Source organism: Amycolatopsis sp. NPDC114478 (assembly GCF_055633805.1).
The window spans coordinates 98008-119807 of the sequence record NZ_JBVKDO010000024.1 but is presented as its reverse complement, the minus strand read 5'-3'; the positions used below and the strand labels follow the sequence as shown (position 1 = coordinate 119807).

Sequence of the window (21800 nt, the reverse complement as noted above, 5' to 3'; positions counted from 1 at the left end):
GTCATGACCGGGTGGACCGGGCACGGCGGGCGAACGCACCGGTGCATCCGGGGCCGCTCGGTTGTCCGCACCGGTATGGACAGGGAGGACCCGATGTCTGACGAGGACTTCTGGCGGCTGGCGGATCCGCACCGCCGCGAGCTGCTCGCCCACTGCTACCGGCTGCTGGGCTCGTTCCAGGACGCCGAAGACCTGGTGCAGGACACGATGCTGCGCGCGTGGCAGGCTTTCGACGGCTTCGAAGGACGCTCGTCGGTGCGCACCTGGCTGTACCGGATCGCCACGAACGCGTGCCTGAACGTGCTGAAGAGCGCGCGGCGGCGGGTGCTGCCGTCCGGGCTCGGCGCGGGGACGGAGACCGCCGGAGCGCTGCCCCGGATCGACACGGTGTCCTGGCTGGAGCCGCTGCCGACGGCCGGCGACGACCCCGCCGAGCTGGCCGCCCTGCGCGACAGCACGCGCCTAGCGGTGGTGGCGGCGTTCCAGCGGCTGCCGGCGCGGCAGCGGGCGGTGCTGATGCTCGTCGAGGTGGCGGGGTTCGCGGTGTCGGAGGCGGCCGCGACGCTGGGGATGACGACGACGGCGGCCCGCAGCGCGTTGCAGCGCGCCCGCGCGACGCTGGCGGCCGACCAGCCGGTCGAGAACGAGGTGCGGCCGGACCCGGCCCTGGACGACGAAGTCCTGCGGCGCTACCTGAAGGCGTTCGAGGACGCGGACACGGCGGGTCTGGCGGCGTTGCTGCGCTCGGACGTCGAGTACCAGATGCCCCCGATCGCGGTGTGGTTCCACGGCCGCGACGCGGTCCTGGAGCACCACACGCGCCGGGTCTTCACCTCCCCCCGCCGGGCGCTGCCGACGAGCGCGAACGGGTTCCCGGCGGTCGGCAGCTACACGAGACGCGCGGACGGCTCGTTCGCCGGGCACGGGATCCACGTCCTGGAGGCCGAGGGCGGGGTCATCGGCCGGATCGTGGTGTTCCTGGACGAGAAGCTGTTCCCGGTGTTCGGGCTCCCCGAGACACTGCCGGGCTGAACCGGACCGGCGTTCAGCCCGGGTTCCGGCCTTCCGGCAGCGACCGGGGCAGGCCGAACGCCGGGAGCACGCTGTTCTCGAAGCGGGTCAGGGCGCTGATCCGGTCCCCCGCCAACGTCAGCACGTACAACCCCGTTCCGTGCCGGATGCCGGACGGCGCGCACAGGTACGCGCCGAACGCCGGCTGGCCGTTGGCGCGCGTCGGGACGAGGGCGAACCGGCGGCCCGCGCCGAACAAGCCCGCGCAGAGCCGGCCCACCACGTCCCGGCCCTCGTATTCGAGCGGCAGCGGCGGCATCGACACGAACACGTCGTCGGTCAGCAGGGCCACCAGCGCGTCGATGTCGGCGGTTTCCCACGCCCGCGCGAAGTTCGCCACGACCGCCTGCTCGGCGGGTGAGCCAGGCGCGGGCGCCGGTTCGCCCGCCGGCCGGCGCCGCAGCCCGGCCCGGGCCCGCTTGAGGGCGCTCTTCACCGAGTCGACCGTCGTGTCGAGCATGGTGGCGACCTCGCCCGCCGGGAACCCGAGGACGTCGCGCAGCACCAGCACCGCCAGCTGGCGCGGCGGCAGGACCTGCAACGCCGTCACGAACGCCAGCGAGACCGATTCGCGCTGCTCGTACCACGCCTCCGGACTCGGCGGCGCGGGAAGGAGCGCGTCGGGAAAGGGCTCGAGCCAGACGACTTCGCCGAGCCGCGTCGGTTCGGGCGGTTCGATGCCGGGGATGTCCCACGCCTTCGCCGGGCGCCTCCCGGCCGCGCGCAGCGCGCTGAGGCAGCGGTTGGTGGCGATCCGGTACAGCCAGGTGCGGATCGACGCGCGGCCGTCGAACCCTCCGAGGGCCCGCCACGCCGACAGCAGCGTGTCCTGGAGGGCGTCTTCGGCGTCCTGGTACGAGCCGAGCATCCGGTAGCAGTGCACCTGCAGCTCCCGGCGGTGCGGCTCGGTCAGCACCCGGAACGCCTCGCCGTCCCCGGCCCGCGCCCGCCCGATCAGTTCGGTTCCCATCCGGCCTCGTCTCCCTGCTCGCGCTTCCATCCTGTACGGACGCCGCGCGGGACGGGAAGGGGGCGCCGCCCCCTTCCCGGCCGTCCCGGCGTCAGTCCCGGCATGGGAAAAATCATCATCAGCGAAAACGTCACGCTCGACGGAGTCATCGAAGACACCCGCGGGGACGACGGGGCCGTCAGCTGGTTCACCGGGATCGGCGACGACGACCGCGCGGCCTGGGCCGAAGCCGAGTACGCGGAGGCCGTCGGCGCCGCGGCCCTCCTCATGGGCAGGAAGACCCACGCGTACTTCCTGAACCGGGGCTGGGCGTCCCGCACCGGCGACTGGGCGGACCGGTTGCGCGCCCTGCCGAAGTACGTCGTCTCCTCCTCCGCCGTCGACGACGCCGGCTGGGGCGAGACGGCGGTCCTGGCGGGCGACGTCGTCAAGGAGGTCGCGAAGCTGAAGGAGGAGGTGAGCGGGGAGATCGTCGTGTACGGCAGCGGAAAGCTGGTCCGCACGCTGATCGAGCACGACCTGGCCGACGAGCTGCGGCTGATGACCTACCCGTTCGTCGTCGGCGCGGGCGCCCGGCTCTTCCCGGAGGCCGGCGTCAAGCCCGCGCGGCTGCTCGGCGCGCGTCCGGTCGGGACGGCCTTGGTCCTGCTGACCTACGAGCTGATCCACCCCTGACCTCGACGTCGACCTCGACCTCGGCCTCGGCGTCGGCGTCGACCTCGGCCTCGGCCTCGGCCGAAAGGACGAGATCCGCTGTCCCTTCGGCCGAGGTGGTGGCCGGCACCGGCGGCCTAGCTTGATCGTCATGGACTTCACAGCCAGGAGGATCGGGGTCCTCTCGGCCGCCGCCGGGGCCGCGGTGGTGGCGATCGGGGCCACCGTCCTCGCCACCGCCGCCGACCCCGTCGCGCCCGAGGTCCTGAGCGCGACCCCGGCCGAAGCCGGGCACGAGGGCCAGGGCAAGTACACCGCCGGGGACTACGTGCTGACCGTGCACGAGCTGAACGACGACGGCGAAGGCATGGCCACGACGATCGGCCCGCACACCGCGTACTACTCGAAGGTCCTCCACGGCACCGGCTCGTGGCAGCCGACGGTCATCAAGTTCTCCGCCGGCCGCGAAAGCGACGCGCCGACCGTCTTCACCTACCCCGTTCCCGGGCCGGGCAAGGGGGTCGACTGCGTCGCGTCCGGGACCGAGGCCGCCCCGCGGGTGCGGTGCGAAACGAAGGTCGGCAGCCGACCGTGAAGTGCCGGTCCGCAGCCGACCATGCCGGCGGCGCCCACTACGGCGATCTTCACCGGGACTGTCCTTTCCGGACGGACGGGGCGGGGAGCTGGCCGGCGACGAGCGCGGCCAGGGCGAGCGCGAACCCGGCCAGCTGGACCACGCCGAGGGTCTGGTGCAGGACGGCCGCGCCGAGGACGGCCGCGACCAGCGGGGACAGCAGCCCCAGCACGGCCACCGAGGCGACCGGCAGCGTCGTGACGCCGCGGAACCACAGCGTGTAGGTCAACAGGCCGCCGATCAGGCCGAGCCAGAGGTAGCCGAGCGCGGCGCGGCCGTCGATCGACGGTGGCGCGCCCTCGAAGACGGCCGTGAGCGGCAGCAGGAAGAGGCCGCCCGCGGTGAGCTGCCAGCCGGCGAACGCCGCCGGGCCGACGCCTTCCGGGCGTCCCCAGCGCTTGGTCAGCGTCACGCCGAGCGCCATCGTGGCCGCGCCGACCAGGCCGGCCGCGATGCCGACACCGTCGAAAGTGGCCGCCGGGCCGAGCACGACCAGGCCGACGCCCGCCATGCCCGCCACGCCCCAGCCGAGCCGCCACCCCGACAAGCGCTGGCGCAGCAGGGGCACCGAAAGGACGGCGACGACGAGCGGCTGCCCGGCGCCCAGCGTCGCGGCGACGCCCCCGGGCAGGCGCTGCGCGGCGACGAACAGCAGCGGCAGGAAGACGCCGATGTTGAGCACGCCGAGCGCGGCGGCCTTGCCCCACCAGGCGCCGCGCGGCAGCGTCCGGGTGAAGGCGAGCGCGATGAGCCCGGCGGGCAGCGCGCGCAGGAGGCCGGCGAAGAGCGGGTGGCCGGCGGGGAGGAACTCGGTGGTGACGAGGTAGGTGGTGCCCCACACGGCGGGGGCCGCCGCGGTGAGCGCGATGCGGGGCAGGTCGACGCGGCGGGTGTCGCCGGGGTCCGTCCGCAGGAGCTGGCTGGTCATACCGAAATCCCACCGGACGGCGATCGATGAGTCCAACACATGTTCGTCACCGCAGCGATCGTGGTTCAAGATGGATGCGTGGAACTCCAGCAGCTGCGGTACGTCGTAGCGATCGCCGAAACGAACAGCTTCACCCGGGCCGCCGAGCGGTGCCTGGTCGTCCAGTCGGCACTCAGCCACCAGGTCGCGCGGCTCGAGCGCGAGCTCGGCGCGCGGCTGTTCGAGCGGACGAGCCGCCGGGTGCGGCTGACCCCGGCGGGCGAGGCGTTCCTGCCGTCGGCGCGCCAGTGCCTGGCCGCGGCGGAGCGGGCGGCGGCCGAGGTCGCGGCGGCGGTGGGCGAGGTGCGCGGACGGCTGGCGGTCGGCCTGATCCCGACGGTCACCGCGGCCGACGTCCCGGCCACGATCCGCGAGTTCCACGACCGGTACGCGCAGGTGCGCATCAGCCTGCGGGTGGGCGCGAGCGACGACCTGATCGAGCAGGTCCGCGACGGCAGCCTCGACGTGGCGTTCCTCGGCCTGCCCACGACGGCGAGCCCGCGCGGCGTCGCGGTCCGCGAGCTGGCCCGCGGTCACCTGATCGCGGTGGTGGCCCCGGACCACCCGCTCGCCGGGGAACCGACGGTCAGCCTGAAGCGCTTGGCCGCGGAGGTGTTCGTCGACCTGCCGCCGGGCACGGCCGGGCGCGCGCAGTCCGACCAAGCGTTCGCGGCGGCGGGCCTCGACCGCGAGGTGGCGTACGAGGTGACGAGCGCGGACTACGTGCCGCGCCTGGTCGGCCCGGGGCTGGGAGTGGCGATGCTGCCGTCGGGGTACGCGCCGCAGCTGACGGGCGTGGTGACGATCGAGATCACCGACGCCCCGGCCCGCGTGGAGTACGTGATCTGGGCGGCGGCGAACCCGACCCCGGCGGCGACTGCTTTCGTTGCCCTGCTGGACATCGACGCCGGGGCGGGCTGACGCTCGCGCGTCACATCTTCGCCGCTCCCGCCTTCACCGCCTCGCGGATGCGCGCGTAGGTCCCGCAGCGGCAGATGTTGCGGATCTCGTCCAGGTCCGCGTCCGTGATCTCGTGGCCCGCCGCGCGGGCCTGGCGGACCTTCGCCACCGCCGCCATGATCTGGCCCGGCTGGCAGTAGCCGCACTGGGCCACGTCGAACTCCAGCCACGCCTCCTGCATCGGGTGCAGGTCCTGGCCCACCGTCGCCGGCAGGCCCTCGATCGTCGTGATCTCGTCGGACTCCGCGATGTCGGCCACGCGGACCGAGCACGGGTTGAACGCCTTGCCGTTGATGTGGCTGGTGCACGCCTTGCAGACGTCGAGCCCGCAGCCGTACTTCGGGCCCTTGATGCCCAGCAGGTCGCGCAGGACCCACAGCAGCCGCAGGTCGTCGTCGGCGTCGACCGTGACCACCTTGCCGTTGATCTTCAGGGTGTGTTGCGGCACTGCGGTCTCCTAGTAGGCGTGGTCGAGGCCGTCGGTCGGCGACGGCGGCGTGGACGGCTGCACCGGCAGCGGCTCGAAGGAGAGCGTGCCGTGGTTGATCGGGAAGGAGGTCGGCATCTTGCCGACCGCGCGCGCGTACGCGCAGGCCACCGCGGCGAACGACGGCGCCACCGCCAGCTCGCCCGCGCCACTGGGGCTGGACGAGGTGTTCGGCATGATGACGACCTGCGTCTCGGGCGGGGTGTTCCACTCGCGCGTGTAGAAGTAGTTGTCCCAGCTGCCTTCCAGCGGGAGCCCGTCCTTGATGTGGATGCTGGAGGTCAGGCACATCGCGATGCCGTCGTTGAGGCCGCCGATCATCTGGGCTTCCAGGCCACGCGGGTTGATCGCGAAGCCGGGGTCGACGACGACCAGGGCCTTCGTCACGCGCGGGCCGGTGACGCCGTCGCGCACCTTGCGGTTGACCGTTTCCGGCCGGCAGTCGATCTCGACCAGCACCGCGACCGCGCCGCGGTACTCCGAGTGCAGCGCGATCCCCTGCGCCACCCCGGCGGGCAGCGAGCGGCCCCAGTTCCCGACCTGTACGGCCTTGTCCAGCACCGCGCGCAGCCGGTCGTCCTTGAGGAACTCGCGGCGGAACGCGACCGGGTCCTTGCCGAACTTCTTCGCCAGCTGGTCGACGACGAGCTCCTCGGCGGTGACCACGTTGGGCGAGTAGATGTTGCGCATGCTGCCGGTGTTGAACTTCAGCGGGATCTCGTTGAGCAGCTGGGTCGTGACGCCGAATTTGTACGGCGAGGACTGGCTCAGCAGGAAGATCGACTCGGCGAAGCTGAGGTTGCCGCCGATCGGCAGCTTCGCGGCGGTCGCTGTGATCATCTCGCCCAGCCCGTGGCTGAACTCGGTCTGCACGCTCGTGTGGCGCTGTTCGAAGCTGACGACGTTGCCGAGCAGGTAGGTCGCCCGTACGCGCGACACGCACATCGGGTGGATGCGGCCCTGCCGGAAGTCGTCGGTGCGCGACCACATCAGCTTGACCGGCTTGCCCATCTTCTGCGACGCCTCCGCCGCTTCGGCGGCCGCGTCGTGGAACAGGTGCCGGCCGAACGACCCGCCGCCCTGGGTGACGTGCACGGTGACCGCGTCCTGCGGCATGCCCAGCAGCTTCGCGATCTCTTCCTGCGCGACGATCGGCACCTTCAGGCAGGACCAGATCTCCGCGCGGTCGGCGCGGACGTCGGCGATCGCGGCGCCCGTTTCGAGCGGGCTGTTGCTGGCGGCGGCGAAGGTGAATTCGGCATCGATGTACTGGTCGAGCAGGCCCGGCACGGTCATCGGCAGCTGGGCGGCCTTGAGCTTCTTGAACACGGTGGCGTCGGACTCGCCGTCGACCGTGCCCGCGCCCCAGGTCACCTTGAGCGCGCGGATCGCGTCGATGCACTGGCCGAACGTGCGGCCGCGCACCGCGACGCCGTGCGAGATCGCGGCGACGTCGGTGATCCCCGGCATCGCCTTGACCTCGGCGGCGTTGAGGATCGAGCGCGGGGTGCCGTTGATCGTCGGCGGCCGGGCGACCATCGTCGGCAGCGCGCCCGGGACGTCCAGGTCGAGGGTGAACTGCTTGGTCCCGGTGACCGACGCGTGCGCGTCGAGGCGGTTCTGCGGGGTGCCGAGGACCTTGAACTCCGAGCGCGGCTTGAGCGTCGCGGCCACGCTGATCGTCGTCGCGGACGCGGCGGCCTTCGCCAGCGAGCCGTAGCTCGCCGTGCGGCCGGAGGAATCGTGCACGACGCCGCCGGACGTCGTCAGCTGCGACGCCGGCACGCCCCACTTCGCGGCGGCCGCGGCCAGCAGCCGCTGCCGGGCGATCGCCGACGCCGTCCGGACCGGCGTGTAGATGCTGCGCATCGAGTTGGAGCCGCCGGTCAGCTGGTTCATCAGCAGCTCGGGCCGGGCGTCGGCGAGCGTGACGTCGATCTTGTCCAGCGGGAGGTCGAGCTCTTCGGCGATCATCATCGCCACCGCGGTGGTCATGCCCTGGCCGACCTCGGTGCGCGGCACGGCGAACGCGGCCCGGCCATCGGCGCTGACCTGGACGCTGATCAAGCCCGACGTCGGCAGCGCGGCGAGGTTCTGCAGGTCGCCGAGGTCGAAGATGTCTTCGGGCTGGGGCAGGGACGGGATCGCCGCGTCGGCTTCGCGGGGGGCCAGTTCGGAGCCGCCGATCTGGGCGGCGACGGCGAGCGTGGGCGCGGCCAGCACGAAGCCGAGGAACCGGCGGCGGGCCATCGAGCGCGGCTCGGGCCCGGGTGGTGGGACGGCGGGGTCGTGTTCGGGCATGAGCGGCTGGGACCTCTCGAACGACGGTGTGGGAGAGCGCGGGCCGGAGCACCGCCGGCCGGAGTGTTGCACAGATCACGCCGCCGAATGAAGGACCTGGGTGCCTACATTTGGCCTAGTGTCGTTGTGCACTGTGCACAGGGGGTACCGGTCAGGGCACGCGCGGTGGCGGGAGGAACGGCAACGCGCGGACGACCAAGGCCAGCTCCAGGGCCAGTTCCCCGCCGGTCAGCGACCGGCCGGTCAGCTCCTCGAGCCGGTGGATCCGGTTGAGCACGGTGTTGCGGTGGCAGTGCAGCGCCTGCGCCGAGCGGGTCGCCGAGCCGCCGGTCCGCACCCACGTCGCCAGGGTTTCCAGCAGCGGCCCGCGCTCGGCGGTCCGCAGGTCCAGCAGGCCACCCAGCCAGTCCTGCTGCAGCGACTCGGTCAGCTCCGGTGAGGAGAGCAGCAGGGCTTCGGGCAGCCGTTCGGCCAGGCAGACGACATCGACGCGCCCCGGCGGGACCGTCCGCATGGCCAGCACCGCCTGCCGGTAGGCCGTGTGCACGGCCGCCAGCCCGTCGACGACCAGCGACACCCCGGCCGGCACGGTGAGCACGGACCCGATCGCGCCGACGACGCCGGTCACCTCCCGGCCCGGCAGGGACACGAGCCCGACGAGCACGTCCGCGCGCGACTGCCAGGCCGACGCCGAGCCGAGGTCCTCCAGGGCGGAGCCGAGCGGCTCGGCGAAGGCGCCATCGCCGGGCCCCGCGGCCGCGACGACGACGTAGGGTCCCGAAATCGGCAGGCGCAGCACCCGGCCGGCCTCGTAGACGAACCCCGCGTCGGCGGCCCGGCCCTGCAGCAGCCCCTCCCACAGCGACGCGCGCCGCTGCTCGTCCGCGCGGACGAAACTGCGTTCCGCCGCGTGGTAGGCCAGCGCGACTTGGGCCGAGGTGGCGTCGACGACCTCCCAGACGCGGGTCGCGAGGTCCAGCATGGCCTCGTTGTTCACCGACCCGGTCGCCCGGGCCTGCGCGGTGAGGGCCTGCCAGACCAGCCGGCCGCCGATGCGGAACGACCGCAGCACGTCGTCGAGCGGGAGCTGCTGCTCGGCGCGGCGCCGGCCGGTCGCCTTCGCCGCGTCGTAGAGGTCTTCGCCGCTGCCGGTGCCCCGGCCGATCAGCTGCAGGACCCGGCGGAGGTTGTCGTGGCAGGAGCGCCAGAGGTCGTCATCGGGCACGACGTCGACCACGCGGTAGCCGGGGTTCTGCTCGCCGATGACGGCGACCAGGGCGCCGGTGAGCTCGTCCAGCTCGTCCAGCACCCGGGCCGCCAGTGACCACGCGGTGTCCCGGGCGTCCGCCCGCGCCTCGCCCATCCGCACCACCACTGTCGCGCTCTCCTCGGCGCGTCAGCCTACGTCGGCGGTTGCGTTCCCGCTCACCTCGCGAGCGCGAAGCCCGGGTGCGGCGGCCGGTTGTAGGCGGTGTTCTGCCACGCGACGGCCTCCCGGTACTCGCGCTGGGCGTCACCGTCCCACCAGATGACGACCACGAGTCGGCGCCGGGGCTGCCCGCGTAGATGTCGTCGGACACGCCGCGGCCGTTGTCGCGGCCGGCTTCGCCGTGTCTTCGTCCACTTTGAACTCTTCGATCCCGGCCCAGCCCGGGATCAGGTCACCGACGTGCATGGCGTCGCCGTGGCTGAGCCGGGTGTTCCACAGTGGAGCGCCGTCGTCGTCGATCGCCATGGCGCCGACGACGATCTCGTCGCGGCCGTCGCCGTCGGTGTCCGCGATGGCCAGCTGGTGGTCGCCCTGGCCGGTGTACTGCGAGCCGGCCGAGTTCGAGTCGAACTTCCACCGCTCGGTCAGCGCGCCCACGCCGCGATCACGGTCCGGGTGTAGTAGGCGCGGGACACGATCAGGCTCGGGCGCGAGCCGTCCAGGTAGGCCGTCCCGGCGAGGAACCGGTCCACCCGGTTGCCGTAGCTGTCACCCCACGAGGACACCGTGCCGCGCGGCGGGTCGTAGTTCACCGTCGACATCGCCGCGCCGGTCCGGCCGTCGAACATCGTGAGGTACTCCGGCCCGGAGAGGATGTAACCGCTCGAGTTGCGGTAGTCGACGCCGGAGCTGCCGATGACCTGGCCGGTGCCGGAGCGCGTGCCGTCCGCGGTCTTCATCGCAACCTCGGCGCGGCCGTCGCCGTCGTAGTCGAAGACCTGGAACTGCGTGTAGTGCGCGCCGGCGCGGATGTTGCGGCCCAGGTCGATCCGCCACAGCCGGGTGCCGTCCAGTGTCGGCGACCTACGCGCGGCCGTCGAAGATGCCGAACTACAACAACGAAGGCTTCGCGATCGCCCCGCAGTCGACGTGCTCGTCGGGCCGCAAGGCTGTCGTGTGGGCCGACGACTCCGACGACGGCGGCCACGCCCTGCGCGCGGGGACGCTGTCCTGCTGAGCCCGGTTGCTCCGGATGTACCAACGAAACACCAGGTCGTGTGGTTTGCGACGGCTTTGGGTAAGTGGTCACCATGGTTGTCAGAGCCTTGGAGCGACCCACCGCGACGCTCACCCCCGCGCCTCGGCGGACCAACCAGTTCGCCCATTGCGCTCCGCTGTTCGACGAACGCAGCGAGCTCACCCCCGGGGATCCCCGGCACGCCGAACTGCGTGCCCGACTGATCACCGAGCACCTCGCCCTGGCCGAGAACATCGCCAAGCGCTTCGGCGGCCGCGGCGAGTCCTTCGACGACCTCGTGCAGGTCGCGCGGACCGGCCTGATCCACGCGGTCGACCGCTTCGACCCGGGCCGCGGCCGGGACTTCCTGTCCTTCGCGGTGCCGACGATCATGGGCGAGGTCCGCCGCCACTTCCGCGACAGCGCGTGGTCGATGCGCGTGCCCCGGGCGTTGAAGGAGCTGCAGCAAAACCTCGTCAAGGCGACCGGCGAGCTGGCCCACGACCTGGGCCGCTCCCCCACGCCGAGCGAGCTCGCGGCACACATGGACATCGACGTCGAGACCGTCCGGGAAGGACTGTTGGCGGCGGAGGCGTACAAGCCGGCCTCATTGGACGCCCCGGCCCGCGGCGGCGGCGACACCGGCACGATCGGCGACCAGCTGGCCGACCGCGAATCCCCGTACGCCAAGGCCGACGACCACCTCACGCTGGAAGCGGCGATGGCCGACCTCCCGCCCCGCGAGCGCGCGATCATCGAGATGCGGTTCGTGGAGGAGCTGACCCAGAGCCAGATCGCCGAGCGGATCGGGGTGTCCCAGATGCAGGTGTCCCGGCTGCTGGCGAAAACGCTCGAACAGCTGCGCCACCGGGTGGTTCCCGGCTAGCCGGACGGCGGCCGCGTACTCCCGGGCTTCGGCCTCACCCGTCGGCCAGTCGCTGGATCGTCTCGCCCAGCCACGTCTCGAGCTCGGCCGGGTCGCCGAGTTCGGCGCGCAGGACGCGGCGCCGGGTCGAGACGCCGAGCACGAACGCGTCGATCGCGGCGGCCCGGGCGCGGGCTTGCGCGTCGTCCAGACCACTGTCGCGCAGGTAGCCGTGCAACGGCTCCAGGGAGTTCGCGTCGAGGAACGCGGCGAGCGCCTCCGCCGCCTCGGGGCGTTCGCCGGACGCGCGTTGCAGCACCAGCAGCGGGTCCTCCCCCGGGTCGCCGAACCAGCGGCGGACGATGCTCGCCGCCAGCCGCGACCCCAGCGTGGCACGGTCGCCGTCGAACGAGTCCGCGACCGGGATCTCCACCCGCGTCGCGGCGAGGAACAGGCCGTCCTTGCCGCCGAAGTAGCGCGTGATGAGGTTGGGCGACACGCCGGCCGCGTCGGCCACGCCCTTGACCGTGATCGCCGTGTACCCGTGCCGGGCGAACTGGCGTTTCGCGTGCTCCAGGATCCGTTGCCGGGTGGCCGCCGCGTTGCGCGAAGTCATGTGTACGAGCATACACATCATGTGTACGGTGATACACATGAGCGACGAACTACGCGACAGACTCCGGCGCACGCGGCGCGTCCCCACCCCGTGGAGCGACGACCCGGCCCGCGGCATCGGCCGCGCCCGCCTCGACGAGCTGCTCGACCACTGGGCGAACGGCTACGACTGGGCCGTGCACGAGCGCCGCATCGACGCGCTTCCGTGGACGACCGCGGGGGCGCTGCGGGTGATCCACCAGCGAGCCGCGGATCCGGCCGCCCCCGTCGTCGTGCTGCTGCACGGCTGGCCGGACTCCGTGCTGCGGTTCGAACGCGTCCTGCCCCTGCTCGAGGACCTGCACGTGGTGGTTCCCGCGCTGCCGGGCTTCCCGTTCGCGGCTCCGCTCACCGAGCCCGGCATGTCCGCCGGCCGGATCGCGGGCCTCGTCGCGGATGCCCTCGCCGAACTCGGCTACCCGCGCTACACGGTGTCCGGCGGCGACATCGGCGGAACCGTCGCGGAGATCCTCGCGAGCGAACACCCGGACCGGGTGACCGCCCTGCACCTGACGAACGTCGCTCCGCAGCGCGCACTCACCGCCGACCCGGCGACGCTGGCCCCGGACGCGGCGGCCTACCTCGGCCGGGCGGCGCGGTGGTTCCGCAGCGAGGGCGGGTACATCGCCGAGCAGTCGACGCGGCCGAACACCCTCGCCGTCGCCCTCGGCGACTCCCCCGCCGGGCTCGCCGCCTGGCTCGCCGAGAAGCTCGATTCCTGGTCGGACGCCTCGGCTTTCACCCCGGACGAGCTCCTCACGTGGATCACGGCGTATTGGGTCACCGGCACGATCGGCACGTCGTTCGCCACGTACGCCGAACCGGTCACGCTGCCCGGCCGGGTCGAGACGCCGACCGTGCTGTCGGTGTTCCCCCGCGACACCAAGCCGGAGCCGCGCAGCTACGCCGAGGCGTTCCTGAACATCCGCGAGTACGTGGAACACCCGGCCGGCGGCCACTTCGCGGCCTGGGAACGCCCCGAGGCCTACGCGGGCGACGTGCGGCGGGCGGTGGAACTGGGCGCCTGAGCCAGTCTCAGCCCGGTTTCCACGAGGACCCACCCGAGGCGCTGCCGTCGCGTTCCCTCGCGCCGGACGCGGACCGCCGCCCGCCTCAGGTCCGCTTCGCGCTCGCGGACGAGGTCCTCGGCCAGCAAGAAGTGCACCATCAATTCCCCCTCAGTCGGATTCTTCAGTCGGATTCTTCGGGCCGCGCTTGCCGCGGGAACGCCGACCAGTGCGCGAGCACGTCGTGGTCGCCCGCTCGCGCGTCCCGGCGGTAGCGGTCGATCACGGCGTCGACCTCGGCGCTCATCGCGGCCGCTTCCTCGGGCGTCAGGCTCAGCCGGACGTCGCTGAAAACGGCCTTGTCGTGCCACTGGTCGATCCACCGCGGCAGTTCACTGACGAACCGCGACTCGGCTTCGTACCGGTGCTCGATCACCGAGCGCAGGTAGATGTCCAGCGGCGCCGCGAGGTCCGGGTCGCCGATGAAGTCGGCGGCCCGCATCCGCGTCGACTTCTGGACGGACTTCCACCACCGTTCGCGCTTGTTGCCGCGTTCGCTGTCCTCTTCGACCAGACCGGCCTCGGCGAGCAGCCGCAGGTGCCAGCTGGTCGTGCCGGAGCTCTCCCCGACCCGCTTGCCCAGCCCGGTCGCGGTGGCCGGGCCGTCCGCCTGCAGCAGCCGCGGCGGCTCGTCCCCCCGTTGCCCGCCCGAGCCAGGGATCACCGGATTTTCGGGCAACCCGAACCTTCGCCGTGGTGGCGCTGCTACGTTCACCGGAAGCTCTTTGAAAGTTTGACGAATGTTCGCCGTGACGTCAGGAAGGTCGCGTTGTGGGCAACCCGCTGGTCGCGGAGACCAAAGACTCCACCAAGGCGTACTCGGGCATTTCGCTGCTGGAGTCGGCGAACGACCTGAAGTCCGCGATCGAAAGCGGCGACTGGGCGTCGGTCGCCCTCGGCGCCGTCGGCACCGCCCTCGACGCCCTCTCCATGGCCATGGACCCCTTCGGCGCCATCCTCGCCGCCGGCGTCGGCTGGCTCATCGAACACGTCGGCCCGCTCAAAGAAGCGCTCAACGCTTTGACCGGCAACGCCGATGAGATCGCCGCCCAGTCCGAGACCTGGAAGAACGTCGCCACCGAACTCGGCAGCGTCGGCCAAGACCTCACCGGCATGGTCAAGACGGACATCTCGTCGTGGACGGGCAATGCCGGGGACGCCTACCGGCAGCGCGCCCAGGACACGGTCACCCTGCTCGAAACGGCGCAAAAGGGATGCGAGGGCGCCTCCAGCGGTGTCAAGACCGCCGGCGAAGTCGTCGCCGCGGTGCGTGCCCTCGTCCGCGACATCATCGCCGAACTCGTCGGCCACCTCATCAGCTGGGCGCTACAAGTGGTGTTCACGCTCGGCATCGGGATGACGTGGGTCGTCCCGCAGGTGATCACCGCGGTCGCGAAGACCACCTCGAAGATCGCCGATCTCACCAAGCGCCTCGTCAAAGCACTGCAGGCGCTCATCCCGCTGCTCAAGCGCGCCGGCGACTTGTTCGGCGACGCCGCGAAGGCGCTGAAGAACATCAAGCCCGGCAAAGCCGCACCCCCGCCGAAGCACGCCGACATCAACGGCAACCCCAAGGACCTCGGCGGCCCCAAGGGCAAGGGCGACCCCGACGCGCCGCCGCCGAAGACCGACCCGCCGCCCAAGGGCGACGACAGCACCAGCACGTCGGGCGCGAAGGGCGACCCGCCACCGAAGAGCGATCCGCCACCCAAGACCGACCCGCCACCGAAGAGCGACCCGCCGGCCGAGGGCCCGCCGCCGAAGGCCGACCCGCCCGGGGGCACTCCGAAAGGCAGCCCGGACGGCGGTGGCAAGCCGAAGGGCGACCCCAAGGGCGACGGCCCGCGCGACCGCGCGGTGCCGGACGACAAGAAGGTCTGCGTCTCCGACCCGGTCGACGTCGCCACCGGCGAAGTGGTGCTGACGCAGGTCGACCTGACCCTGCCCGGCGACGCGGGCGACCTCGTGCTGTCGCGCACGCACCTGTCGGCCTACCGCGCGGGCCGGTGGTTCGGCCGCTCCTGGGCGTCCACTTTGGACCAGCGGCTGGAGGTCGGCCGCGACCAGGTGCGGTTCTACGCCGAGGACGGCATGGTCCTGGTGTACCCGCTGCCCGGCGGCGACCGGCCCGTGCTGCCGATCGAAGGACCGCGCCACCCGCTGCGCCGGACCGCCGAGGGTTACCGGCTCTCGACCGGCACCAGCGACCTCGGGTTCGCCGACGGGCCGGGCCCGGTGCGGCCGCTGACGCTGATCGAGCAGGGCGGCTCCCGCACCACGATCGACCACGACGGCAGCGGCGCCCCGCGGCTGCTGCGCCGGGACGACGGCACCGAAATCAACGTCGAGTCGGGCGGCGGCCGGGTCACCGCGCTCGGCGTGCCCGGCGGCGCGCCGGTCGTCCGGTACGGCTACAACCGGCTCGGCCAGCTGACCCAGATCGCCGGGTTCACCGGGCGCCCGGTGAACCTCGACTACGACGTCGACGACCGGATCGTCGGCTGGCAGGACCGCACCGGCACCTGGTACCGGTACGTCTACGACGCCGCGGGCCGCTGCGTCCGCAGCGTCGGCGCCGAGCGCTACCTCAACGGCACCTTCGCCTACGACACCGAAACCCGGACCACCCGGCACACCGACGCCCTGGGCCACACCTGGACCTACCGGATGAACGAGGCCGGGCAGCTCGTCGAGCGGACCGACCCGCTCGGCCACACGCGCCGCTACTCGTGGACCCGCTACGACGACCTGCTGTCGCAAGCCGACGAGCTCGGGCGGATCACGTTCTACGGCTACGAAAACGGCGTACTGGCGACCGTGACGCGGCCGGACGGTTCCGTCGTGCGGCTGACGCCGGCCGAGACGGGCGAGGTGGAGCTGCGGGCCGGCGACGCGCGGGTGGTGGCCGCGGCGGCCGATCCGTACGCCGCCCTGCCGGGCGTCTCCACCCGGTTGCGCGTCGACGGCCCGGCCGACGTCCTCGGCGACGAACCCGTGCTCACCGCGGCGGTGCGGCCGGGTGACCGCGACCCGTTCGGCCGGCCGCGGCTGGTGCACACCGCGTCCGGCGGCGCGGCCCGGCTGGGCTGGACGGCCGAAGGGCAGTGCTCCTGGCGGGTCGGCCCCCACGGTGAGCGGGAGAGCTGGCGCCACGACGGCGAAGGGCGCGTCGTCGAGCACCGCGACGCCGCCGGGCGGACGACGCGGCGCGCGTACGGCCCGTTCGGCCTGCCGGTCGAGGAGTTCGACGCCGCCGGCGCGCGCACGGCGTACGGCTACGACGCCGAGCTGCGCCTGGTCGCGGTGACCAACCCGCGCGGCCAGACCTGGCACTACACCTACGACCCGGCCGGGCGGCTCGTCGAGGAGACCGACTTCGACGGCCGCCAGCTGACCTACGCCTACGACGAAGCCGGGCAGCTGCGGAGGATGACCAACGGCCTCGACGAGGTCACCGAGTACGCCTACGACCAGCTCGGCAACGTCGTCGAACGCCGCACGGCCACCGGCGTCACCGGGTACGCCTACGACGCGCTGGGCCGGCTCGAGTACGCGATCAACGCCGACTCGGTCTTGCAGATCGTGCGCGACGAGCGCGGACGGGTGCGCGAGGAGACCGTCAACGGGGTCGGCGTGCGCTGGACGTACGACGCCGCGGGCGTCCACCGCACCACACTGTCCGGTGTGGACAGTGAGTGGCGTTACCACGGCGAACTGCCGGTGTCGCTGCGCGTCGCGGGCCGCGAAATCGCGTTCGAGTACGACGAAGCCGGTCGCGAAGTCCGCCGCGCGGTCGACGGCGCGGAGGTCCAGCGTCAGGTCTTCGACGCCGCGGACCGGCTCGGCGAGCAGGTGATCACCGGACTGGGCCGGCGCACCTACACCTACACGCCGGACGGCCGGCTCGCCGCGATCGGCGACGCGCGGCCGGTCCGGTTCGGGTTCGACCCTGCCGGGCGGGTCGCGGAAGTGCTCACGCCCGACGGCGTCGAACGCTTCGCCTACGACGCGGCGGGCCGGCTCACGTCCGCCGGGACGCGGTACGGCCACGACCCGCAGGGCCGGGTGACCAGCCGGGTGCACGCGGGCGCCGAGTGGCGGTTCGTCTGGGACGAGCTGGACCGGCTGATCACCGTCATCGCCCCGGACGAGTCGTTCTGGACGTACCTCTACGACGCGCTCGGCCGGCGGTTCGCCAAGCGGCGCTGGGAGCTCGGCGACGACGGCGCGCCGCGGCAGACCGCCGAGACGTGGTTCGTCTGGAGCGGCGCCGAGCTCGTCGAGGAGATCGAGCTGACCGACGACGGGCGCTCGCGCGTGCTGACCTGGGAGCGTCATCCCGACGACGGTCGGCCGGTGGTGCAGGTCGAGCAGCGGGGAGCCGAGGTGCGGTTCCACACGGTGGTGACGTCCCCGGCGGGCACGCCGACCGAGCTCGTCGGCGCGGACGGGACGATCGGCTGGCAGGCGCGCACGAGCTTCTGGGGCGAGCTGCTGCCGTCGACGTCCGGCACCGCGCCGATGCCGCTGGCCTTCCCGGGCCAGTACCGCGACGCCGAGACCGGGCTGCACTACAACGTCTACCGCTACTACGACCCGCAGACGGGCCGGTACCTGAGCCAGGACCCGCTCGGCCTGGCCGCGGCGCCCGACCCGGTGGGCTACGTCGAGCAGCCGCACCTGCAGAGCGACCCGCTCGGCCTGGTGCAGAGCCCGTGCGGCAAGACGGGCGGCCCGAAGGCCCCGGACAACCCGGCGGGCGGCGGCGACGCGGCGAAGCTCCCGCCGGGGTCGAAGAAACCGGACGGCCTCGACGAGTTCCGCGACCCGGACGGCAAGATCCGGCCGCACAACATGACCGACGAGCAGTACGCCAAGTTCTCGAAGAAGTGGGACGAGATGATGGCGCCGGGCAAGGACAAGTCGTGGTTCTGGTCGGGCGGCCACATCAAGGACTCGGTCGTCGACCCCGCGACCGGCAAGCCCCTCTCCGAGTCGAAGTACCACGGCTCGATCGAGAACCCGGCGATCGACCTGGCCAAGAAGAACGGCGGCAACACCCTCGAAGGCCTCCTGAAGGACAACGGCGTCGAGATGCCGAAGTTCTCGGACAACCACCCGAACGGCGAGAAGGTGTGGAAGGACGCGTCGAAGGCCCTGGCGCACAACGCGGAGGGCGACGTCCACATCGCCCTGCCGAACACCCCGGGCAAGTCGAGCGGCTGGCCCGGTCAAGGCGACGAGCTGGGTTCCCGGCGGCCGAACAACGTGTTCGACATGGACGAGTTCCCGATCCTGCGCCACAACCCGAACGTGGACAAGGTCATCGCCCACGACACCGACTACCCGGACGCGCCGCCGGTGGTCATCTGGGACAAGAACAAGCGCTGACCCTCAACCGGCGGCGGTGTTCGGGCGTGAGAGGGACGTCCGCACCGCCTACCGGAAGAGGATTCGCATGGACACCCTGCCGGAAGACCCGCTCGGCCCGCCGCTGCTCGACCGGGCGGCGCCGCACGTCTCCGCCCGCAACCAGGCACTGACCGGCCACCACGCCCGCAAGGACGGCCTCGCCACGCTCAGCACCTGGCCGACCATCAGCCTGCACCCCGAGGACAGCTGATCCGAGGCCCGCCGGAGTCGGAAGGTCGCGCCGGCTCAGTCCGGGTCGCGCCGGTGGCGGAACACCGCCCGGTACTCCCGCGGTGACGTGCCGAGGTGCCGGTGGAACGCCGCCCGCACGGTCGCCGTGCTGCCCAGGCCCGTGTGCCGGCCGAGGTGCTCCACCGGGAGGTCCGTCGTCTCCAGCAGCTCGCGCGCCCGGTCCAGCCGCGCGCCGGTCAGCCAGGCCATCGGGGACGTGCCCGTCTCCTCGCGGAACCGCCGCAGGAACGTGCGCCGCGACAGGTGGACGCGGGCGGCGAGCGCGTCGACGTCCACCTGGCGCGTGAGGTCGGCCAGCAGCCAGTCGCGCAGCGGGCCGAGCCGGTCGCCCGTCGCCTCCGGGCGCAGGCGCTCGATGTACTGCGCCTGGCCGCCCGCGCGGTGCGGCGGGGCGACCAGCTGGCGGGCCTGGGCGTTGGCCGCCGCGGCGCCGGCGTCGGTGCGGATCAGGTGCAGGCACAGGTCGATCCCCGCGGTCACGCCCGCCGACGTCAGGATGTCGCCGTCGTCGACGTAGAGCCGGTTGGGCAGCACCCGCACGCGCGGGAAGCGGGTGCGCAGGTCGGCGGTGAACCGCCAGTGCGTGGTCGCCGGCCGCTCGTCCAGCAGACCGGCCTCGGCGAGGGCGAACGCCCCCGTGCAGATCGAGACGATCCTCGCGCCTCGCGCGTGCGCGGCCCGAAGCGCGTCCAGGACCGCGGCGGGCGGCGGCGTGTCGATGTCGTCGTAGCCGGGGACGATCACCGTGCCGGCACCGTCCAGGGCCTCGAGCCCGGCGTCCGCGGCGATCGTCAGGCCGCCGCCGGAGACCGGGACGGGGCGCCGGTCCGCGCACACCGTCAGCTCGTAGTGCGGGTCCGAGCCGAAGACCTGCACCGGGATCCCGACGTCCAGAGCGAGCACGCCCGGGAGCGCCAGCACCGTGACACCGTGGCGTTCCATGGCACGATCCTAGCGGTGAAGGGTCTCGGGGCCACTGTCGCCGGGCGTCGACGGCTTCTAGCGTCGACGGGGTGACCGACTTCCTCGCCCTGCCCACCGGGCCGCTCGCCGACACGATCCTCGCCACCGTGCGGAGTACGGAAAGCCCGGCGGTGGCCAACCACAGCGTCCGGAGCTTCCTGTTCGCGCGCCTGCTCGCCGAGCACGAAGCCTTCCTGGACGACGCGGCCTACGACGCCGGGCTGCTCTTCGCGGCCACCGTCCTGCACGACCTCGGCGTGGGCACGCTGGCGCCCGGCAAGACGCGCTTCGAGGTCGAAGGCGCCGATCTCGCCGCCGAGCTGCTGACCGAGAACGGCGTGGGCGCGCCGCAGGTCGACCTCGTGTGGGAGGCGATCGCGCTGCACACCTCGCCCGGCATCGCCGAACGCCGCGGCCTGCTGGCCTACCTGACCCGCGAAGGGGTCGGCACCGACTTCGGCCGCAACGCCCACGTCGTCACCGGCCGGCACGAGCGCATCCACGAAGAGCACCCGCGGCTGTCGATGGTCCCGTCGCTGGTCGACGCGATCGTCGAGCACGCGGCCCGCGCGGAAGAAGCCACGGCACCACGCTATTCGATCGCGGGCGAACTGCTGCGCGAGCGCCGGGAAGCCGGCGTCACCGGGCTGGAGCGGGCGACCGCCGGCACACCCTGGGAGTGACCGGCAAATCGTCCACAGTGGACAAGTGCGCTACCCGGCGATCGTCTCCGTCACGTGCGTCCGGATGTTCTCCCGGGTTTCGTCGTCCATCGGGTGGAAGCACTCGATGCGCAGCTCCTGGAGCGTCACGTCCTGGGGCGTGCCCAGCGTCGTCACCGTCGAGAAGAAGGCGAACCGCACGCCGTCGCGGGTGTAGCGGATCGGGACGATCGGCAGCTGCGGGCCCGTCACGTCCAGGGTCCGCAAGCCGGCCGGCACGCCGGGGTAGCCGAGCACCTCGTCGAGGATCTCCCGGGCGCGTTCGTCGGTCACGCCACCCAGCGCTTCCCGGCGCACGCGCCCGACCAGGGCTTCGGCCACCTCCGGCCAGTTCGTCACGTGCGGGCGGACGCCGTCCGGGTGGAACATCCGCCGGAGCACGTTCGGCGGTCCGGGCGGCTCCGTCGGGCGTCCACTGTGGAGGAAGGCGAAGAACCGCCGCGCGGCGCCGTTGGCGTGGCGGATGTCCCAGCCGCGGTCCATCACCAGCGCCGGATACGGTTCCTGCTGCGCGAGGATCGCGTCGAGCGCGGCCCGCACCGCCGCCAGCGCCGGAGCGTCCAAAGGGGACTCGGCGTACTCGGGCGCGAACCCGGCGCTGAGCAGCAGGGTGTTGCGGTCCCGCAACGGCACGTCGAGGACGTCGGCGAGCTTCAGCACCATGGCGCGGCTCGGCTTCGCACGCCCGGTCTCGAGGAAGCTCAAGTGCCGCAACGAAACATCTGCCTCCGCGGCGAGCGACACCTGGCTCAGCCGCCGGGCGGCGCGCCAGTGCTTCAGCAGCGGGCCGACGTCAGGCACTCGCGGTCCACGCGTGCGGTTCGACCGCCGGTTCCAGCGGCGGACGGGCGACGTTCGCGGAGTAGTTCGTCATCGCCGAGATGGCCACCCCGGTGACGACCTCGAACAGCTGCTCCTCGCCGAAGCCCGCCGAAGTGAACGCGTGCACGTCCTTCTCGTCGAGGTGCCCGCGCTTCTCGATGTAGGCGATGGTCAGACCGGACAACGCCGCCAGCCGCGGATCGCCGGGCAGCTCGCCGCGGCGCACCGCCTCGACCGCTTCGGGCGGGACGCCGTCGGCCAGCGCTTCGAGGGTGTGGAAGGCGACCGCCCATTCGCTGGTGTTCGCGACGGCGTTGGAGAGCAGCAGCACCTGGCGCTCCGCCGGGGTGAACGTGCCGCCGCCGCGGAAGTGGCCGAAGGCCGAGAAGAACGAGTCGAGCAGCGCCGGCGAGTTCGCCATCACGGCGGCCGCGCCGGGAACGAACCCGAACGTCTCGCGCAGAACGCCCAGCGGCGCCTTCGCCTCGGCCGGTGCGGTGTCGAGGGTGTGCATCGGATAACTGGTCATGACGGAAGCATGGCCCGGCCGGG

At 72.6% G+C, this 21800-nt stretch carries 21 protein-coding genes and 1 pseudogene; 10 read left to right on the top strand and 12 right to left on the bottom strand.

Features of this window, described 5'->3' with window-relative positions; genetic code table 11:
• Nucleotides 1-3 precede the first annotated feature (3 nt).
• The gene (locus tag ACZ7OH_RS43245) at nt 4-1032 is read left to right on the top strand and encodes an RNA polymerase subunit sigma-70 (protein ID WP_470286225.1); all 1029 of its coding nucleotides are present in this window, start codon (nt 4-6) and stop codon (nt 1030-1032) included.
• Nucleotides 1033-1045: 13 nt separating this feature from the next.
• On the opposite strand, the gene ACZ7OH_RS43240 is transcribed toward ACZ7OH_RS43245, so the two are convergent.
• Nucleotides 1046-2041, bottom strand: a complete 996-nt coding sequence (locus ACZ7OH_RS43240; protein WP_470286224.1) for a sigma-70 family RNA polymerase sigma factor — start codon at nt 2039-2041, stop codon at nt 1046-1048.
• A gap of 102 nt (nt 2042-2143) precedes the next feature.
• Here ACZ7OH_RS43240 and ACZ7OH_RS43235 point away from each other — a divergent pair, with 102 nt between their 5' ends.
• Together ACZ7OH_RS43235 and ACZ7OH_RS43230 are read left to right on the top strand one after the other, a co-directional pair.
• Nucleotides 2144-2716: a dihydrofolate reductase family protein gene (locus ACZ7OH_RS43235; protein WP_470286223.1), complete on the top strand. Its 573-nt coding sequence runs from the start codon at nt 2144-2146 to the stop codon at nt 2714-2716.
• A gap of 130 nt (nt 2717-2846) precedes the next feature.
• Complete coding sequence (locus ACZ7OH_RS43230) at nt 2847-3290, top strand: hypothetical protein (RefSeq protein ID WP_470286222.1); 444 nt, start codon at nt 2847-2849, stop codon at nt 3288-3290.
• A gap of 49 nt (nt 3291-3339) precedes the next feature.
• Here ACZ7OH_RS43230 and ACZ7OH_RS43225 read toward each other — a convergent pair whose 3' ends face one another.
• Entirely contained in the window at nt 3340-4257 is a 918-nt protein-coding gene (locus ACZ7OH_RS43225; protein WP_470286221.1) for an EamA family transporter, read from the bottom strand.
• 78 nt (nt 4258-4335) lie between these two features.
• On the opposite strand from ACZ7OH_RS43225, the gene ACZ7OH_RS43220 reads away from it, so the two are divergent.
• The gene (locus tag ACZ7OH_RS43220) at nt 4336-5217 is read left to right on the top strand and encodes a LysR family transcriptional regulator (RefSeq protein ID WP_470286220.1); all 882 of its coding nucleotides are present in this window, start codon (nt 4336-4338) and stop codon (nt 5215-5217) included.
• A 10-nt stretch (nt 5218-5227) separates the two neighbouring features.
• Here ACZ7OH_RS43220 and ACZ7OH_RS43215 read toward each other — a convergent pair whose 3' ends face one another.
• The 5 genes and pseudogenes from ACZ7OH_RS43215 to ACZ7OH_RS43195 form a co-directional block, all read right to left on the bottom strand.
• Nucleotides 5228-5704 carry a (2Fe-2S)-binding protein gene (locus tag ACZ7OH_RS43215; protein ID WP_470286219.1) on the bottom strand — a complete coding sequence of 159 codons (477 nt, stop codon included), beginning with the start codon at nt 5702-5704 and terminating at the stop codon, nt 5228-5230.
• 9 nt (nt 5705-5713) lie between these two features.
• Nucleotides 5714-8044 carry a molybdopterin cofactor-binding domain-containing protein gene (locus tag ACZ7OH_RS43210; protein ID WP_470286218.1) on the bottom strand — a complete coding sequence of 777 codons (2331 nt, stop codon included), beginning with the start codon at nt 8042-8044 and terminating at the stop codon, nt 5714-5716.
• Nucleotides 8045-8195: 151 nt separating this feature from the next.
• Entirely contained in the window at nt 8196-9407 is a 1212-nt protein-coding gene (locus tag ACZ7OH_RS43205; RefSeq protein WP_470286217.1) for a PucR family transcriptional regulator, read from the bottom strand.
• A 62-nt stretch (nt 9408-9469) separates the two neighbouring features.
• A complete protein-coding gene (locus ACZ7OH_RS43200) occupies nt 9470-9583 on the bottom strand; it encodes a rhamnogalacturonan lyase family protein (protein ID WP_470286216.1) in 114 nt (37 codons plus the stop codon).
• A pseudogene (locus ACZ7OH_RS43195) lies at nt 9558-10285 on the bottom strand (rhamnogalacturonan lyase family protein). The gene ACZ7OH_RS43200 and the pseudogene ACZ7OH_RS43195 overlap by 26 nt, the downstream one beginning before the upstream one ends.
• Nucleotides 10286-10326: 41 nt before the next feature.
• Here ACZ7OH_RS43195 and ACZ7OH_RS43190 point away from each other — a divergent pair.
• Nucleotides 10327-10491: a hypothetical protein gene (locus ACZ7OH_RS43190; RefSeq protein WP_470286246.1), complete on the top strand. Its 165-nt coding sequence runs from the start codon at nt 10327-10329 to the stop codon at nt 10489-10491.
• 88 nt (nt 10492-10579) lie between these two features.
• Nucleotides 10580-11377 carry a SigB/SigF/SigG family RNA polymerase sigma factor gene (locus ACZ7OH_RS43185; RefSeq protein ID WP_470286215.1) on the top strand — a complete coding sequence of 266 codons (798 nt, stop codon included), beginning with the start codon at nt 10580-10582 and terminating at the stop codon, nt 11375-11377.
• Between the two features lie 34 nt (nt 11378-11411).
• Here the strand turns inward: ACZ7OH_RS43185 and ACZ7OH_RS43180 are convergent, their stop codons facing one another.
• Nucleotides 11412-11972, bottom strand: coding sequence for a TetR/AcrR family transcriptional regulator (locus ACZ7OH_RS43180; protein WP_470286214.1), 561 nt, complete (start codon nt 11970-11972; stop codon nt 11412-11414).
• A gap of 37 nt (nt 11973-12009) precedes the next feature.
• On the opposite strand from ACZ7OH_RS43180, the gene ACZ7OH_RS43175 reads away from it, so the two are divergent.
• Complete coding sequence (locus tag ACZ7OH_RS43175; RefSeq protein ID WP_470286213.1) at nt 12010-13038, top strand: epoxide hydrolase family protein; 1029 nt, start codon at nt 12010-12012, stop codon at nt 13036-13038.
• Nucleotides 13039-13201: 163 nt separating this feature from the next.
• Here ACZ7OH_RS43175 and ACZ7OH_RS43170 read toward each other — a convergent pair whose 3' ends face one another.
• The gene (locus tag ACZ7OH_RS43170) at nt 13202-13756 is read right to left on the bottom strand and encodes a helix-turn-helix domain-containing protein (RefSeq protein WP_470286212.1); all 555 of its coding nucleotides are present in this window, start codon (nt 13754-13756) and stop codon (nt 13202-13204) included.
• Between the two features lie 92 nt (nt 13757-13848).
• On the opposite strand from ACZ7OH_RS43170, the gene ACZ7OH_RS43165 reads away from it, so the two are divergent.
• The gene (locus ACZ7OH_RS43165; protein ID WP_470286211.1) at nt 13849-18468 is read left to right on the top strand and encodes a DUF6531 domain-containing protein; all 4620 of its coding nucleotides are present in this window, start codon (nt 13849-13851) and stop codon (nt 18466-18468) included.
• Nucleotides 18469-18535: 67 nt separating this feature from the next.
• Complete coding sequence (locus tag ACZ7OH_RS43160) at nt 18536-18700, top strand: hypothetical protein (RefSeq protein WP_470286210.1); 165 nt, start codon at nt 18536-18538, stop codon at nt 18698-18700.
• Nucleotides 18701-18735: 35 nt separating this feature from the next.
• Here ACZ7OH_RS43160 and ACZ7OH_RS43155 read toward each other — a convergent pair whose 3' ends face one another.
• Nucleotides 18736-19683 (bottom strand): GlxA family transcriptional regulator, encoded by a 948-nt coding sequence (locus ACZ7OH_RS43155; protein WP_470286209.1) that lies wholly within the window; start codon nt 19681-19683, stop codon nt 18736-18738.
• 71 nt (nt 19684-19754) lie between these two features.
• On the opposite strand from ACZ7OH_RS43155, the gene ACZ7OH_RS43150 reads away from it, so the two are divergent.
• Nucleotides 19755-20387, top strand: coding sequence for an HD domain-containing protein (locus ACZ7OH_RS43150; RefSeq protein WP_470286208.1), 633 nt, complete (start codon nt 19755-19757; stop codon nt 20385-20387).
• Between the two features lie 30 nt (nt 20388-20417).
• Here ACZ7OH_RS43150 and ACZ7OH_RS43145 read toward each other — a convergent pair whose 3' ends face one another.
• Entirely contained in the window at nt 20418-21227 is an 810-nt protein-coding gene (locus tag ACZ7OH_RS43145; RefSeq protein ID WP_470286207.1) for a helix-turn-helix domain-containing protein, read from the bottom strand.
• The gene (locus ACZ7OH_RS43140; protein WP_470286206.1) at nt 21220-21777 is read right to left on the bottom strand and encodes a carboxymuconolactone decarboxylase family protein; all 558 of its coding nucleotides are present in this window, start codon (nt 21775-21777) and stop codon (nt 21220-21222) included. The genes ACZ7OH_RS43145 and ACZ7OH_RS43140 overlap by 8 nt, the downstream gene beginning before the upstream one ends.
• Nucleotides 21778-21800 lie beyond the last annotated feature (23 nt).